We start from the raw sequence: 15971 nt of genomic DNA on the forward strand, positions 1-15971 counted from the left end.
TGCGAGCTCGGGCTCGGTCGTCGTGGAGTGGGAGCGTGGGTCAGCCGGCATGGCTCACCCGGCATCCGCTCTGGCCTGCGGAGGGCAGGGCGTCCGCCGGGTCGGGGCGCCGGGCCGCCTCCTTGGCGTCGGCGAGCAGTTCCACCACGCGGGCGGCGAGACGCAGTTGAGGTTCCAGGGTCGTGCCCTCGCGCAGGGTGCGGTAGGTGTCGACGAAGTACGCGGACAGCTGGTCGTCGGGGAAGACCTCGCGGGTCTCGGAGTGCCCGGCGCGGCTGAGCCGCAGCTGGGCGTAGTGGTCGTCCTCGGCGCCCGGGTAGTGCGCGACCGCCCGGCCATGGGTGAACTCCAGCTCCACGCGGCGCTCGCGGACCGGGGCGGTGAGGTCGGAGACGATCCGGCTGGTCGCGTCCTGGTGCCTCAGGACCAGTTCGGCGCGGCCCATGCCGGGGATGACGGTGTCGCCGATCCGCATGTCGGCCAGTTCGGCGGTGCTGAGCACGGCGTCCCCGGCGAGCCGGAGACAGACCCCGAGGGAGTGCGGGGGTTCCACGTCGAACGCGGTGGGGTGCCCGCCGTCGGCCAGGGTGCGGCTCATGCGCGGCTTGCTCTGCCGTACGTCGATGGCGCGCAGTTCGCCGAGGTCGCCGTCCTCGACGAGGCGGTCGAGCCGTGCGGTCAGCGCGCTGGCCAGCCAGGGGGCGACGACCGCGAGGCGCAGCCGCTGGGTGCGGGCGAGGTCGAGGATCTCGTGGACGGCCTGGCGGTCGGCCGCCAGAGGCTTCTCCACGATGATCCTGCGAAAGCCCGCGGCGGCCAGTTCGCGCAGCAGCCCGAGGCGGGCGACGGGCGGGGTGCACAGGTGTACGACGGTCCGCTCGGGGTCCAGCAGCTCGCGGGCCTGGGCGACCGAGGCGACGGGGCGCAGTCCCTCGGCCCGCGGGGGCGCCATGGGATCGAGCGGGTCGAAGGTCAGCACGGGGCCGGGGTCGAAGAGTTCGGCGTGCCGCCCGGCGGCGCGCAGCTTGCGCAGCACCGCCCAGTGCAGCCCCAGGCCCGCCCGTCCGAGCCCGATGATCAGTGTCCGCTCCATACCGGTGGGGCTCCTCTCAGCGGTCCCGGTAGGCCACACGCGTGGTGAGGTCCATCAGCTCGGTGCGCCACCGGGGCACCAGGGGTGCGTCGGCCACGGCCCGGCGCGCCTGGTCGACGAGGTGCGCGATGCGCTGTTCGACCTCCTCGGCCACGCCCGTCTCGACGAGCAGTGCGCGCATCCTGGCCGCGCCCCCGGGGCCCGCGGGCGCGGCGGCGAGTTCCCTGATCCGCTCGTCGCGGCGTACGGCGAGGCTCAGCAGGTAGCTCATCTTGAACCGGTCGAAGTCGAGGCCGGTGGGCTTGCCGGTGTCATCGGAGTCGCCGAAGGCGTCGATGAGGTCGTCCCGGAGCTGGAACGCCTCGCCCAGCGGCAGGCCGTATCCCTCGAAGACCTCGGCGAGGTCGGGCCGGCCCGCGAGGGCGGAGCCGAGCTGCAGCGGGCGGTGGATGGTGTACCGGCCGGACTTGCAGACCGCGATCCAGCGGGACAGCTCCGGGTCGGCCACGCCCTCGGCGGCCACGGCGATGTCGAGGTACTGGCCGACGGTGACCTCGATGCGGGTCTCATCCCACACCGCGCGTGCCGCGGCGGGCAGGGCGCGGGTGAGCCGGTCGGCGTAGACGTGCGCGAGGTCGGCGGCGAGGTTGGCGACGCCCTCGCCGTAGCGGCGGGGTTCGCCGCGCAGCCCGCGCGCCCGGTGGTCCTCGGCGTGCCGTTCGTGCGCGGTGACGGCGCCCCGGCGCAGCGGGGAGTCGTCGAGCACGTCGTCGCGCAACAGGGCGAAGCTGTGCAGGAGTTCAAGGGCCGCGGCGGCGTCGAGCGCCTGGTCGTGGCCGGGGTCGCCGCCGGCGGCGAGATGGCCGAGCAGACAGAAGCGGGGACGCAGCAGCTTGCCCTTGGCGGTGGTGATGGCGGTGACGGCGTCGACGAACGCGGCGCAGCGCGGGTCCACGGCGGTCCAGCGCGCGCTCTCCTCGACGAGGACGGCGTCGATGCGCCGCTGGACGGCCTCCAGCGACCGGCCGAGGACGTCGTCACTCAGACCGCCCTCCAGGCCGTCAGCCATGCCGCCCTTCAGACCACCGCTCGTGCCGCCCTCCAGGCCGTCACCCGCGCCGCCCTTCAGGCCACCGCTCGTGCCGCCCTCCACACCATCCCCCATGCCACCCTCCAGCCCGTCTCCGTCACTCAGGCCGCTCTTCAAGTCGTCGCTCATGCCGTGCCCTTCAGTGCGGAAGGCAGCCCGAACACGACGTCCTCGGTGGCGGTCCGCTCGACCTCGACCGTGCGGTAGCCGAGTGCGGCGAGCCGGTGCAGCAGGCCGTCGACGAGGACGCCGGGGGCGCTCGCGCCGGCGCTGACGCCGACCGACTCCACCCCAGTGAGCCAGCTCTCGTCGAGGTCGTCGGGGCTGGGGACGAGGTGGGCCGGGGTGCCGGCGTCGCGGGCGACCTCCACCATCCGTACGGAGTTGGAGGAGTTCGTGGAGCCGACGACGAGCACCAGGCCGGTGCGGGCGGCGACGGCCTTGACGGCGTTCTGCCGGTTCTGACTGGCGTAGCAGATGTCGTCGCTGCCCGGGCCGCGCAGATCGTCGAACCGCTCCTCCAGCGCCTCGATGATCTCCCTGGTCTCGTCCAGGGCGAGGGTGGTCTGCGTGAGATAGGCGACCGGCGCGTCGCGCGGCAGGTCGAGGGCGCGCACCTCGTCGACGGTGCCGACGACCACGGTGCGTTCGGGTGCCTCGCCGTAGGTGCCCTCGACCTCCTCGTGCTCGGCGTGGCCGATGAGCAGGATCGTGCGGCGGTCCTCGGCGAACCGCCGGGCCTCCTGGTGCACCTTGGAGACGAGGGGGCAGGTGGCGTCGATCACCCGCAGTTCGCGGTCGGCGGCGGCCTCGCGCACGGTCGGCGCGACGCCGTGCGCGGAGAAGACGCAGAGGGCGCCGACCGGCACCTCCGCCTCGGAGTCCACGAACCGCGCGCCGCGGGTCTCGAGGTCGCGCACCACGTGTTCGTTGTGGACGATCTGTTTGCGTACGTAGACGGGCGGACCGAAGCGTTCCAGTGCGGCTTCGACGATGTCGATGGCGCGTTGCACACCGGCGCAGAAACTGCGCGGCTCAGCAAGAACCACGGTTTTACCGGGGGTTCCCGCCGTTTCTTCTGGAGTTGCGGAATTGTCCTGCGATTTCAAAGGGAGCACATCCTCTGTCACCCGCTCATCGGACTCTGAACATGCGATGCGGCAACGCGACGGTGCTTCGAAAAAACTGCGGTGAAGGGGGTTGCCATGTCAAGCGTCCAGCCCCGCCGCCGGCCGGGCAAGCCGCCTGACAGGCACCAAAAGATGTCTCTGACCTGGTAGTTCAGTACGCAACCACCCCCGGTATGACTGATACTTGCCCCTCCCCCGTCCCCGCCGCTGACAAGGGTTTGCCATTGCCGCCCGGAAAAGGAGCAGCTTAGCTTCGCACAGCCATATCTCCGTCTCGGTTCACGGAGGATTACCGCGTGATCTCCCCTACCCGGAGCACCGATCGAAGCATGGAATCGGAAGCCGAACACCCGGTTCCGTTCTTTACTCAGGCCGGCACCTTCACCGACTGTTGGCCGGATATCAACCGCCATCTCAACGAGATGTTCGACCGTGGTAAGTACTCCCACGGCCGGCAGGTCGCCGAACTGGAAAAGGCGCTCGCCGAATACACCGGAGCACGGCACGTGGTGGCGGTGAACAGCGGGACGGACGCTCTCGTCCTGCTGCTGCGCGCCTGCGGTGTCGGCCCCGGCGACGAGGTCGTCGTGCCGGCCTTCAGCTTCGTCGCCTCGGCGTCCTCGGTGGCACTGGCCCGCGCCACACCGGTGTTCGCCGACATCGACCCGGTGAGCTACTCACTGGACCCGCGTTCCGTCGAGGCGGTCCTCACCCCGCGCACCAAGGCGATCATGCCGGTGCATCTGTTCTGGCAGCTCGCGGACATGGGAGCGCTCGGCGCCCTGGCGCAGCGGCACGGTCTCAAGGTGGTGGAGGACAGCGCGGAGGCGATCGGCATGCGCCGTGCCGGCGTCCACGCCGGACTGCTGGGCGACGGCGGCGTGCTGTCGTTCTTCCCCACCAAGACCCTGGGCGCGCTGGGCGACGCGGGTGCCGTCCTGACCGACGACCCGGAGATCGCCGAGCGGGTGGCGATCCTGCGCCACCACGGCCGGATGGGCCGCACCGTGGACCACATCGCCGGTATCTCCAACCTCTCCGGCGCCTCGGGCACCAACAGCAAGATGGACGACATCCAGGCGTCGGTGCTGCTCGGCAAGCTGCCCCGGCTCGACGCCGCGATCGCCCGCCGCGCGGAACTGGCGGCGCTGTACACGGAGCGACTGCGCGACGTGCCGGGCGTGCTGCGGCTGCCCACGGTGGTCGAGCGGGACGTACCGGCTCCGCCGGTCTTCTATGTGTACGTGATCGAGGTGGAGCGGCGCGACGCCCTGGTGGAGCACCTCACCCGGGCAGGTATCGGCACCGAGGTCTACTACCCGACCCCGCTGCATCTGCAGCCCTGTTTCGCCGGACTCGGCCACCGCCGGGGCGACTTCCCGCATGCCGAGGCCGCCTGCGAGCGCACCGTCGCGCTGCCCTTCCACCCCGACCTCGCCCCGGACGACGTGCACCGGGTGTGCGAGGCGATCCGGCGCTTCTACACGGGGGACGCATCATGAGGACTCTGCCCTTCTTTCCCCCCGATCTCTTCGAGGACGACCGCGAGGCCCTGCTGTCGGCCCTGCACGAGCTGGGCACGGGTCCCGGGCAGCGCTTCATCCTCGGCGAGCGCACCGCCGCACTGGAGGAGGCGCTGCGCGAGATGACCGGCGCCGGCCATGTCGTGGCCTGCTCCAGCGGCACGGGGGCGCTGGAGCTGTCCGTGCGGGCGCTGGACATCGGCCCCGGCGACGAGGTGATCGTGCCGGCCTTCTGCTGCCAGCCGGTGGCCAGTTCGGTGGCGAACACGGGTGCCACCCCGGTCTTCGCCGATGTCGACCCGTGGACCATGGTCCTGGACCCCGACGCCACCAAGTCGCTGATCACCGAGCGCACGAAGGCGCTGATGCCGGCCCATGTCTTCTCGATCATGGCGGACATGGAGCGGCTCGGGGCGATCGCCCGTGAGCACGGGGTCGCCCTGATCGAGGACGCGGCGGTCGCCCAGGGCGCCGTCCTGGACGGCCGGCCCGCCGGACGCTGGGGCGACCTCGGGGTGTTCTCCTTCTTCCAGGTCAAGGCGTTCGGTACCGCGGGCGAGGGCGGCGTCGTGCTCACCGACGACCCCGAACTGGCGCGTGCCGCCCGGATGCTGCGCAACCACGGGCAGGACGGTGTCCACCGCTTCCTGCACCACCGGATCGGCCAGAACAGCCGGTTCGACGAGGTGCTGGCCGCCTTCCAGCTGCACCGGCTGCCCGGCTTCCCGGACCGGCTGGAACGCCGGGCACGGATCGCCGACTACTACACGGAGCGCTTCGAGCCGCTGCGCGAGCGCGGGGTGCTCGCGCCGCCCGCCGGCCGCAACGGCCGCTGCTACTACGTCTATTCACTGCTCGTCGACCGCCGCGAGGACCTGCGCGCCTATCTGACGGAGCACCGGATCGGCAGCCACATCTACTACCCCGTCCCGCTGCCCCGGCAGCCCGCCTTCGCACCGTGGGCCGCTCCGGAGGGCAGCTGGCCGAACGCCGAGCGGGCCTCCGCACGCAACCTGGCCATCCCGATCTGGCCCCATCTGACCGATGCCGAGGTGGAGTTCATCGCCGACACGGTCTGCGAGTTCTACGCATGAGCACGCGAGAGCAGTCCAGGGAGACCCTCATGACGAGCGCGCCGGCACAGCAGGAGTACGTCTTCGACCCGGTCTGGGAGAAAGAGACCGAACGGCTGCGGACCAACGAGGCGATCTGGGATCCGGGCACCCTGGAGCGGATGGCCGCGCTGGGGGTGGGGCCCGGCTGGAACTGCCTGGAGATCGGGGCCGGTTCCGGCTCGGTGGCACGCTGGCTCGCCGACCGGGTGGGCCCCGGGGGGCGGGTCCTCGCCACCGATCTGCAGACCGAGCGGCTGGCCGCGCTCGGGCAACTGCCGCAGGTGGACGTCGTACGACACGATCTGCGGGAGGAGGATCTGCCGGAGGCGGCGTTCGACCTCGTGCACTCCCGCATGGTGCTGCAGCATCTGCCCGACCGGGCGGCCGCGGTGGACCGCATGGTGCGCGCGCTGCGGCCCGGCGGGCTGCTGTTCCTGGAGGACACCGACTCCTCCACGCTGTTCCGCACCTACCTGTCGGAGGACTTCCTGCAGGACGTACGGGCCGCCGGATACGGCCTGATGCGCGAGGCGGGCCACGATCCGCGCGGCGGCCACGTCGACCTCCAGCTGGTCCTGGCCGCCGGTCTGGAGGCGACGGCGGAGGGCCGGGTCGTGATGGTGCGCGGCGGTTCCGACCAGGCCCGGCACTACATGCTGTGGCTGGAGTTCATGCGGCCGCGCATCGTGGCCGCCGGGCTCGTGGCCGACGCGCGGATCGACGCGGCCCTCGCCGAGATGGCCGACCCGGCGCACCACTGGCTGAGCCAGGTGCTGATCAGCACGGTCGGCCGCAAGCCGGGCGGGACGGAGCCGGGGCGATGACGGTCACGACCTCGGCGGCGCCGCGCCCGGGCGTCCGGGAGCGGGCGGGCGCGTACGCGAAGCTGGCGAAGCTCTCGTTCTTCGACTACTACCTGTGCGTCCTCGTGGTGCTGGCCCTGCAGCCCGGCGCGGCGTGGCAGCGGCCGCGCACCTGGTGGGTGCTGGTGCTGTTCGACCTGGGCTGGGTGGGGATCGTGGCGGCCACCGTCGCACTCGACGACGTCACCGGGCTGCGGGACGGCAGCGACGCCCGCAACTACGACCCGCAGGAGTCGCTGCGGGCCCGGGACCGCAAGCCGCTGCTCGACGGCCGGCTCACCCTGCGCCAGGCGCTGCGCTTCGGCTGGGGATGTGCCGTCGGAGGCAGCGCGCTGTGGGCGCTCACCGCGCTGGTCGCCCCGCACCGGCCCTGGTGGGCGCTGGTCGCGGCGGGCTTCTCGGTGCTCATCAGCGTGCAGTACTCCTACGGCCTCAAGCTCAGCTACCGGGGCGGCCAGGAGGCGGTCATCTGGCTGAGCACCGGTCTGTGCGTGCTGGTCCCGTTCGCCCTGCTGCACGGGGAGATGACCGGCGCGGCCTGGCTGGAGTGCTTCCTGTTCGGGCTGTGGAGCCTGATGGTCTCGGTCTACTCCAACATCAACGACGTCGACGGCGACCGGGAGGCCGGCCGGCGCAACCTGGCCACGAGTGTCTCCCCGGGCGTCTACCGGGGCTTCATCGCCGGGCTGTCGCTGGCCGAGACGGGCGCGATCGTGCTCACCGCGGCGGTCGGGGCGGTGCCGTGGTGGTTCTGCGCGTTCCTGCTGCCCGTGATGGCGCTGCGCGCCCGGCAGGCGCACGCCGGGCTGATCGCGGGAGAGGTGCTGTCGGCCCGCAAGCAAGGCGTCACCATCCACCGCTGGGGCGTCGTCCTCCTGGTCGCGGCGAACCTGGTTCTCGTGCACAACGGCTGAAAGGGCACACGATGTCCCGAACGATGAACGACGACGCCCCGCGGCGCGCGGATCGCCGGGTGGCCGTGGTCGGCCAAGGGTATGTGGGTCTGCCGCTGGCCGTGCGCGCGGTGGAGGCCGGGTACACGGTCGTCGGCTACGACGTGGACGACGCCCGGATCTCCCGGCTGCGCTCGGGCGACTCCTATGTGGAGGACGTCGACGAGCAACGGCTGGCCAAGGCACTGGAGTCGGGGGCCTACCACCCGACGACCGACGCCGGCGCGCTCGCCGGCTTCGACGTGGCCGTGGTCACCGTGCCCACGCCGCTGCTGGACGACGTACCCGATCTGAGCTGCATCGAGGAGGCGGCGCTGACCCTGGCCGGGCATCTGCGGCCGGGCGCGCTGGTCGTCCTGGAGTCCACCACCTACCCGGGCACCACCGAGGACGTGTTCGGGGCGCTGCTGCAGAAGGAGAGCGGGCTGCAGCCCGGGGCCGACTTCCACCTCGGCTACAGCCCCGAACGCATCGACCCCGGCAACCAGCGCTGGACCCTGGAGACCACTCCCAAGATCGTGTCGGGCGTGGGCCCGGAGTCCCTGCGCCGGGTCGAGGAGTTCTACGACACGGTGGTCGAGCGGACCGTGCCGGTGCGCGACCCGAAGACCGCCGAGCTGGCCAAGCTCCTGGAGAACACCTACCGGCACGTCAACATCGCGCTGGTCAACGAGATGGCGGTGATCGCCCGCGAACTCGGTGTGGACGCCTGGGAGGCGATCGACGCGGCCTCCTCCAAGCCGTTCGGCTTCATGCCGTTCACGCCGGGTCCCGGGGTGGGCGGCCACTGTCTGCCGGTCGACCCCCGCTATCTGTCCTGGCGGGTGGAGCGCCAGCTGGGCCGCCGGTTCCGGTTCGTCGACCTGGCCAACGACGTCAACAGCCAGATGCCGCACTACGTGGTGCAGCGTCTGGTGCAGGCCCTCAACCGGCTCCAGCGTCCGGCGAACGGCTCCCGGGTGCTGCTGCTGGGGCTGGCGTACAAGCGCAACAGCGGGGACGCCCGCGAGTCGCCGGCGCTGCGGGTCGCCGAACTGCTGCTGCGCACCGGCGCGCAGGTGCACGCCGTGGACCCGCACGTACGCGAGACCGCGCCGCTGGACGCCCGGGTGCGCCGGGTGGAGCTGACCGAGGAGGAGGTGGCCGCGGCGGACGCGGTGGTGCTGCTCACGGATCACGACGACTTCGACTACGACGTCGTCCTGCGCGGCGCCCAGCACGTCCTGGACTGCCGGCGGCGGCTGCGGCCGGCCGTCAACGTCGAGATCCTCTGATGGCGGAGGCCTTCGGCGGCCGCGTACGGCGGGTGTGGCAGGACGCTTCCCTGTCCGCGGTCGTCGCGGGGGCCGTCGCGGTCGTGGTCTCCTTCGCGGGGCCGCTGACCCTGGTGGTGCAGGCCGCGCACGCGGGTCATCTGGACCAGGCCCGGCTCTCCTCGTGGATCTGGGCGGTCGCCGTGGGCAGCGGGGTGACCGGGTTCGTGCTGAGCCTACGGTTCCGCGCGCCGGTCGTGGCGGCGTGGTCGACGCCGGGCGCGGCGCTGCTCGTCACCCAGCTGGACAGGATGCCGTACGCGACGGCGGTCGGGGCGTATCTGGCCGCCGCGGCGCTCACCGTGCTGGTGGGGGTGACGGGCTGGTTCGACGCGCTGATGCGCAGGATTCCGGCCACCGTCGTCTCCGCGGTGCTGGCCGGGATCCTGCTGCGGTTCGGCCTGGAGGCCCTGCGGGCGCTGCAGGACAGCCCGGCCGTGGCCGGGGTGATGCTCGCCGGGTACGTCGTCTGCCAGCGGGTGGCGCCCCGGTACGCCATCGCGGCACCGCTGGCCGCGGCCGTCGCGGTGGCGGCGGGCACCGGCACGCTGTCCCTGGGCGGCACCCGGCTCTCCCTCGCCACCCCGGTGTTCACCGTGCCCGCCTGGCCCGGCGCGGCGCTGGTCAGCCTGGCTCTGCCGCTGTTCCTGGTCACCATGTCGGCGCAGAACGCGCCGGGCGTGGGGGCGCTCAGGGAGGCCGGCTATGCGCTGCCCTCGGGGCCGCTGGTCCGGGACACGGGCGTGGCGTCCGTCCTCTTCGCGCCCTTCGGGGCGCACGCGCTCAACCTCGGCGCGATCACGGCGGCGATCTGCGCCGGCCCGGACGCCCATGCGGACCGCGCCCGCCGCTATGTGGCCGGATTGAGTTGTGGGGTGCTCTATATCGCGGTCGGTCTGTTCGGGACGACCGTCGCCGGGCTGTTCGCGGCGCTGCCGCCGGCCCTGATCGCGGCGGCCGCGGGCATCGCCCTGCTGGGCGCTCTCGGCGGCAGTCTCTCGGGGGCGTTTACCGAGGCCCGCAACCGTACCGCCGCACTCGTCGCGTTTCTCACCACCGCCTCGGGCGTCACTCTGCTGGGTCTCGGGGCGGCCTTCTGGGGTCTGGTTTTCGGGATGACCTGCCGGGCGGTCCTGACACAAGCGAGGCAAAATACCAATTCGACCATGCAACCTGTACGGCGCGAATGAGCCAACAATTTCAGCCGAGACGTTCCCCGGGACTGTTGGCCGTATGCTTTTGCCTTGCAGTTCACGCTAGGTGACGAACGGGGGGTCATCGTGCCGAGCAATGGAACGCAAATACCACGACAAAGGTTCCACGATCCGGATATACCAGGGATGGCCGGTGCGCTCGGCTCAGGCGGAGCGTCCCGGCCACTGTTCGTCGACACACGGGCCCACGCCCGCGGCCATCGCACCACGCTGGTCGGCCGCGATCTGGAGATTCTCACCCTGTCCGCCCAACTCGGCCAGGAAACGCACCGGTTGATCACTCTCGTCGGTCCCGGCGGCGTCGGCAAGAGCCGACTGGCCGGCGCGGCGGTGGCCGACGTCCCGGACGTCCGGGTCGTCTATGTCGATCTGCATGCGACGGCCGGCGGCGACGATCTCGCCGAGGTCCTGGCGGCCCGGCTGCCGGACGAGCCGAGTCTGCTGGTCCTGGACGGCATCGAGCGGGGCGCGGACGCCATCGCCATGGCGGTCGACACCCTGCTGAGCCGCTCGCCCCGCCTGCGCATCCTCACCACCGGCCGCCGGCCGCTGGGCCTGTACGGGGAGCGGCTCTTCCCCGTACCCCCGCTGCCGGCCCCGCCGCCGCCGTACCGGCAGGACGTCCTCGAATTCCAGGACTACGCCGCGGTGGAACTGTTCGTCGACCGGGCCCGGGCGATGGACCCGTCGTTCACGCTGACCGCGCAGAACGCCCAGGCGGTGGCGGAGATCTGCACCCGGATGGACGGGCTGCCGCTGGCGATCGAGCTGGTCGCCGAGAAGCTGCGGCTCTTCCAGGTGGACAGCCTGCTGACCCGGCTGCGCGAGGGCCGGCCGGTACTGGGCGGCGACCATGCCGTGCGCTCGCCGCTGCACCGCACCGTCCGCTCGATCACCGAGCACAGCTTCCGGCTGCTCGACGGGGAGCAGCGCGGACTGCTCACCCTGCTGTCGGTCTTCACGGCCAGCATGAACCTCACCACCGTCGAGAAGTTGTGGGACTCTTCCGGGTACCGGGCGGAGCAGGTGGTGGAGGCGCTGGTGGGCCACCATCTGCTGCGGGTGACGCCGGGCGGCGAGGAACCGCGGTTCACGATGTTCAACACGGTCCGCGAGTTCTGCCTGGAACAACTGGCGGCGACGGGTGAGCTGCCGGACGCCCGGCGCCGGCACGCGGAGCACTTCCTGTCCCTGGCCCTGGAGGCCGCACCCCATCTGACGGGCCCGCAGCAGGCCCAGTGGCTGCACCGGCTGGCCCCGCTGCACGAGGATCTGCTGGCCGCGCTGACCCATCTGGAGGCGAGCGGCCGGCGCACGGACGCGGCCCGCGCGGCCCTGGCCCTGCACCGCTTCTGGCTGGTGAGCGGCCATCTCGCCCTCGGTGAGCAGTGGCTGGCCAGGGCGTCGGCCGCGTTCCTCGCCGCCCCCGGGCACGGGGAGCAGGCCGCGCGGGCCGAGGCCGCACGGGGTGAGCTGGCGCTGGCCCGCGGCAACGCGCGGCTGGCGGCGGACTGCTTCCGGCACGCGGCCCATGCCTTCCACGAGCAGGGCGACACCGTCCATGAGCAGGCGGCGCTGGCCCGGCTCGCGGTCGCCCAGCAGAGCGCGGCACCCGCGGCGGTCCGCAAGGCCGCCCTGCAGCTGCTCCGCACGGCAGCCGGCGAGGGGGCGACGGTCGAGGTGGCGAACGCCGCCCTGGCCCTGGCCGCCGGGACCCGGCTGGTGGACGCCAAGCTGGCCGCCGATCTGCTGGACACGGCGAACGCCCTGTTCATGCGGGCCCGGGACGTGCGGGGCGAGGGGCTGGTGCTGGCCCAGCGCGGTGCGCTGGCCGACTCCCGGGGCGACCGGGCGCTGTCGGAGCGGCTGCTGTGGGAGAGCCTGCACCGGCTGCGGTCCATCGGGGAACACACCCTGCTGCCCACTGTCCTGGAGGAGCACGCGCTGCACGTGTGGCAGCGGCTGCCGCAGCAGGGGCACCGGGTGGCCCGGCTGCTCGCGGCCGCGTCCGCCCTGCGGGAGGCGACCGGGGCGCATCCGCCGCTGGACGACGGCGCCTCTGCGACCGCCCTGCGCGACGCGCGCCGGCTGCTGTCCGGTCCCGAGTACGAGGCGGCCCGACGGGAGGGGCGGGCGCTCTCCGCCGCCGCGGCCGCGGGCGAGGCGCTCGCCGTCGGCCCGCCGGCCCCCGAGCCCGCGTCGGCCGTGTCCCGCTCGGTGCAGCTCACGGCCCGCCAGTACGAGGTGGCCATGCTGGTCAGCCAAGGTCTGACGAACCGTCAGATATCGCAGCAGCTACGGCTGTCGGAGTGGACCGTGGTCAACCACGTCCGTGAGGTCATGCGCCGCCTGGACGTGCCCTCCCGCATCCACGTGGCCCAGTGGGTCCTGAACCGCCAACGCCGCAACGCCCCGGGCACCGTACCGGAGTGACCGCCCCGCGCGGGCCGGCGCCGGCGTTCAGCTCGCGGAGCGGATCCGGGCCAGCTTCTCGCGGGCCCGGACGGCGTGTACAGCGCTGATGCGGGGGTGTCCGTCGAGCAGGTCGAAGTCGGCGGTGACCACGGCGAACACCCCCGCCGGTGTGGTCAGGACGGCGGCCGGCGCACCGTCGTACCGCTCGTCCATGCGGACCGCGAGCCCGGCCGGATAGCGGCCCGCGGTGGACGCGAAGTACTCGGCGATCGTGGCGGCTCCGTGCAGCGGGACGCGCGGGGTCTCCGCCTGTCCGTTGCCGTCCGCCCACATCGTCACGTCGGGGGCCAGCACCGCCATGAGCGCCTCCACATCGCCGTCGAGGCAGGCCGCGAGGAAGCGCTCGGTTATCTCACGGGCCTGGCGGCGGTCCGGCTCGAAGCGGCGGTTGCGCAGCCGCACATGGCGCCGGGCCCGGCTGCCGAGCTGCCGTACCGCCTGCTCGGTGCGGTCGACCGCCTCGGCGACCTCGGGGAAGCTGAAGCCGAACACCTCGTGCAGCACGAACACGGCGCGCTCCAGCGGGGACAGCGTCTCCATCATCACCAGGACGGCCATGCTCAGCGACTCGCCGAGCAGCGAGGACTCCACCGCGACATCGGACGAGACCAGCAGCGGCTCGGGCAGCCAGGGCCCCACGTACTCCTCGCGCCGGGCCTGGCTGCGGCGCATCTGGTCGATGGCGGTACGGGTGACGGCCCGCACGAGATAGCCGCGCGGATCGGCCACGGCGTCCCGGTCGACGCGCTGCCAGCGCAGCCAGGTCTCCTGGACGACGTCCTCGGCATCGACGACGGTGCCGAGCATGCGGTACGAGATGCCGAACATCAGCTGCCGGTACCGCTCGAACGGATCCGCGGTCCCGTACCGTTCGGAGACGGCTGTCGCCTCGGCCATGACTCCCCGTTCACGCAGGATCGGCGTTCACCCAGGACCGGCGTTCGTCGCGATCGCCCGCCAACTGCCCTGCTGAGTCTACAATCATGGCCTTCAACCGCTCGTACCGAATCTTGCCGTTCTCGTTGCGCGGCAGCTCGGCGACCTCCAGCAGCCGCGTCGGCAGATACCAGCGCGTCATGCCGCGCTCGACGAGGATGCCGACCAGCTCCGCCAGCGTCGGACAGCGGTCCCCGTCGGCCACCACCACGGCGCACGAACTCTCGTGCCCCGGCTCCTCCTCGTACCCGACCAGCACCACCTCCCGCACCCCGGGATGGCGGAGGATCTCCTGCTCGACCTCGGCCACCGGAACCATGAACGTGGCGCCCACCCGCCGGCTCGCCCGCCCGGCGAAGCGGATGCCGCCCCGGCCGTCCTGGCGGACCAGGTCTCCGGTGTCCAGCCAGCCGTCGTCGTGCTGCCAGGTCTCGTGGAACGGCTCCCCGGAGCCCGGCTGCCAGAACCCGACGGCCAGCGAGGCGCCCCGGACCTGCAGCCGGTGGATGCCGTCGTCGCCGGGGACCGAGGGCAGCCGCACCTGAAGGCCGGGCATCGGCGAGCCGTCGCTCTTCGCGGCCCAGTCGCAGGGGTCGTCCTCACGGGTCCGGAAGCCCATGCCGGCCTCGGTCATGCCCCAGCACGAGCGCACGGGGACCCGCAGTTCGTCATGGATCGCGCGGGCGAGATCCGCGTGCACGGGCGCGGCCCCGGTCATCACGAACCGCAGCGAGGGCAGCGAGCGGGGTCGCCGGCGCTGCTCCTGCAGAAGCTGCTGGACGAAGGAGGGCGCCAGGAACGTCTGCGTGACCGAGGCCGCCGACAGCAGTTCGAGATACCGCTCCGGCGCCCACACGTCCTGGTAGGCGCCGGTGCCCCCGGCCAGGATCGGGCCCCACACGCAGTACAGCAGGCCCGCGGGGCCGGTGACGGGGTGCGGGGTGCTGAACACCTCGCGGGCGGCCCAGCCCCGCTCGACCGGGCTCGCCCCCGCCCCGGTGCCCGCGTACAGGGTGTTCTCGGTGTGCAGCACCGCCTTGCGTTCCCCGGTGGTGCCGGAGGTGAACAGCAGCATGCAGACCCGGTCGAGGGCCGCGCCGGTCGGCAGGCGCGGCGGGGCGACGCGTTCCTCGTGCGGGGTGCGCAGGAAGTACTCGCGGAAGTCGACCGCCCAGGGCGGCACCCGCTCCCCGTGCACCACGCCGTGGCGCAGCCAGGGCAGCCGGGCCGAGATCTCCTCCAGCGCGGCCGCACAGTCGTAGCCCTCCCAGGTGTCGACGACGACGCACACCTGGGCGCGGGCCGCCGCCAGCATGCGCTCCAGCTCCAGGGCGCGCAGCGTGGGCAGCAGGGGTACGGCGATCGCGCCGGTCCAGCAGCAGGCGAGGGTGAGCGCCGCCACCTCCCACCAGTTGGGCAGCTGGAAGGCGACACGGTCGCCCCGGCGCACCCCGAGGGAGGTCAGCGCGGCGGCGAACCTCCGCACCTGGAACGCCAGCTCGGCGTAGCGCACGGTGGTGGTACGGCCGTGCCCGCTGTGCACGACGATCGCCGGGTCGTCGGGCCGCGCCGCGGCGACCCGGAGCAAATCGTGCAGGACGGAGGTGTCCCGCCACCAGCCCTGCGCGCGGAACCGCTCGGCGACGTCCCTGGGCACCCGCAGCCCGGAGACGCCCTCGATGGACCAGGGCCGCGCGACGAGCGGCTCCGTCACCTGCGGCCCTGCCGCCGGCGGCTCCGCCATGGGCCGCTCCGTCACGGGCGGCTCTCCGCCTGCGGGGCGGAGACGATCTCGGGGGCCGGGTCGACGGCGTCCGTCACATACGTCACGCCCCACGCGTCCTTCTGCAGGAAGTGCAGCGCCATGGTGCTGACGCCGACGACCTGTTCGACGATCCGCCCGTCCTCGATGCGTACGGTGTGCTGCTCCAGGCTCGAACCGCGCTCGCCGGTGGGCGCGTTGCCGAAGTACGAGCCGGTGTTGTGCCAGTGCAGCGCGAACCGGAACGCCGCCCGGGTGCCGTCGGCACTGTAGAACTCGTCGTGCAGGACGGCACGGATACCGGGGTGGGCCTGGTGGATCTCCTGGCAGAACTTCAGCAGGAATTCCACGCCCTTGACGCCCCAGGCGGTGGGTGCGTACAGCGCGACATCCGGGGCGTACAGCTTTTCCAGAGCGGCCCAGTCCTGATCGCCGAGCGCCGTGATGTACCGCTGGATGACAGTCTTTTCCGACATGGGAATTCCTCCTCGGGAACAATGCGAA

Annotated in this window: 13 protein-coding genes; 7 read left to right on the plus strand and 6 right to left on the minus strand. The window is 72.5% G+C overall.

Annotated elements, in window-relative coordinates; all coding sequences use genetic code 11:
- Positions 1 to 40 precede the first annotated feature (40 nt).
- Genes AB5L52_RS11955 through ispH form a run of 3 tightly spaced genes read right to left on the minus strand, consistent with a single transcriptional unit; the run spans position 41 to position 3232 of the window.
- Entirely contained in the window at positions 41 to 1093 is a 1053-nt protein-coding gene (locus AB5L52_RS11955; RefSeq protein WP_351016092.1) for a Gfo/Idh/MocA family oxidoreductase, read from the minus strand.
- Positions 1094 to 1109: 16 nt separating this feature from the next.
- The gene (locus AB5L52_RS11960; RefSeq protein WP_369363883.1) at positions 1110 to 2312 is read right to left on the minus strand and encodes a polyprenyl synthetase family protein; all 1203 of its coding nucleotides are present in this window, start codon (positions 2310 to 2312) and stop codon (positions 1110 to 1112) included.
- Positions 2309 to 3232: a 4-hydroxy-3-methylbut-2-enyl diphosphate reductase gene (gene ispH / locus AB5L52_RS11965; RefSeq protein WP_369363885.1), complete on the minus strand. Its 924-nt coding sequence runs from the start codon at positions 3230 to 3232 to the stop codon at positions 2309 to 2311. The genes AB5L52_RS11960 and ispH overlap by 4 nt, the downstream gene beginning before the upstream one ends.
- A gap of 410 nt (positions 3233 to 3642) precedes the next feature.
- On the opposite strand from ispH, the gene AB5L52_RS11970 reads away from it, so the two are divergent.
- From AB5L52_RS11970 to AB5L52_RS12000, 7 genes are all read left to right on the plus strand, one after another.
- Complete coding sequence (locus tag AB5L52_RS11970; protein ID WP_369363887.1) at positions 3643 to 4815, plus strand: DegT/DnrJ/EryC1/StrS family aminotransferase; 1173 nt, start codon at positions 3643 to 3645, stop codon at positions 4813 to 4815.
- On the plus strand, positions 4812 to 5930 hold the full coding sequence (locus AB5L52_RS11975; RefSeq protein ID WP_351564027.1) for a DegT/DnrJ/EryC1/StrS family aminotransferase: 1119 nt from the start codon (positions 4812 to 4814) through the stop codon (positions 5928 to 5930). Before AB5L52_RS11970 ends, AB5L52_RS11975 begins: the two co-directional genes overlap by 4 nt.
- 29 nt (positions 5931 to 5959) lie before the next feature.
- On the plus strand, positions 5960 to 6775 hold the full coding sequence (locus AB5L52_RS11980; protein ID WP_369363889.1) for a class I SAM-dependent methyltransferase: 816 nt from the start codon (positions 5960 to 5962) through the stop codon (positions 6773 to 6775).
- Positions 6772 to 7728 (plus strand): UbiA family prenyltransferase, encoded by a 957-nt coding sequence (locus AB5L52_RS11985; protein ID WP_369363891.1) that lies wholly within the window; start codon positions 6772 to 6774, stop codon positions 7726 to 7728. The genes AB5L52_RS11980 and AB5L52_RS11985 overlap by 4 nt, the downstream gene beginning before the upstream one ends.
- Positions 7729 to 7739: 11 nt before the next feature.
- Positions 7740 to 9041: a nucleotide sugar dehydrogenase gene (locus tag AB5L52_RS11990; protein ID WP_369363893.1), complete on the plus strand. Its 1302-nt coding sequence runs from the start codon at positions 7740 to 7742 to the stop codon at positions 9039 to 9041.
- The gene (locus AB5L52_RS11995; protein ID WP_351016113.1) at positions 9041 to 10270 is read left to right on the plus strand and encodes a benzoate/H(+) symporter BenE family transporter; all 1230 of its coding nucleotides are present in this window, start codon (positions 9041 to 9043) and stop codon (positions 10268 to 10270) included. Before AB5L52_RS11990 ends, AB5L52_RS11995 begins: the two co-directional genes overlap by 1 nt.
- A gap of 150 nt (positions 10271 to 10420) precedes the next feature.
- Entirely contained in the window at positions 10421 to 12727 is a 2307-nt protein-coding gene (locus AB5L52_RS12000; protein ID WP_369363895.1) for a LuxR C-terminal-related transcriptional regulator, read from the plus strand.
- 27 nt (positions 12728 to 12754) lie between these two features.
- On the opposite strand, the gene sigJ is transcribed toward AB5L52_RS12000, so the two are convergent.
- The 3 genes from sigJ to AB5L52_RS12015 are packed head-to-tail and all read right to left on the minus strand — an operon-like array spanning position 12755 to position 15943.
- Positions 12755 to 13666, minus strand: a complete 912-nt coding sequence (sigJ, locus tag AB5L52_RS12005) for an RNA polymerase sigma factor SigJ (RefSeq protein WP_351016118.1) — start codon at positions 13664 to 13666, stop codon at positions 12755 to 12757.
- A gap of 10 nt (positions 13667 to 13676) precedes the next feature.
- Positions 13677 to 15449, minus strand: a complete 1773-nt coding sequence (locus AB5L52_RS12010) for an AMP-binding protein (protein ID WP_369363897.1) — start codon at positions 15447 to 15449, stop codon at positions 13677 to 13679.
- 11 nt (positions 15450 to 15460) lie between these two features.
- Positions 15461 to 15943, minus strand: a complete 483-nt coding sequence (locus tag AB5L52_RS12015) for a nuclear transport factor 2 family protein (protein WP_351016123.1) — start codon at positions 15941 to 15943, stop codon at positions 15461 to 15463.
- Positions 15944 to 15971 lie beyond the last annotated feature (28 nt).

It is taken from the genome of Streptomyces sp. CG4, assembly GCF_041080655.1.
Taxonomy (GTDB): Bacteria; Actinomycetota; Actinomycetes; order Streptomycetales; family Streptomycetaceae; genus Streptomyces.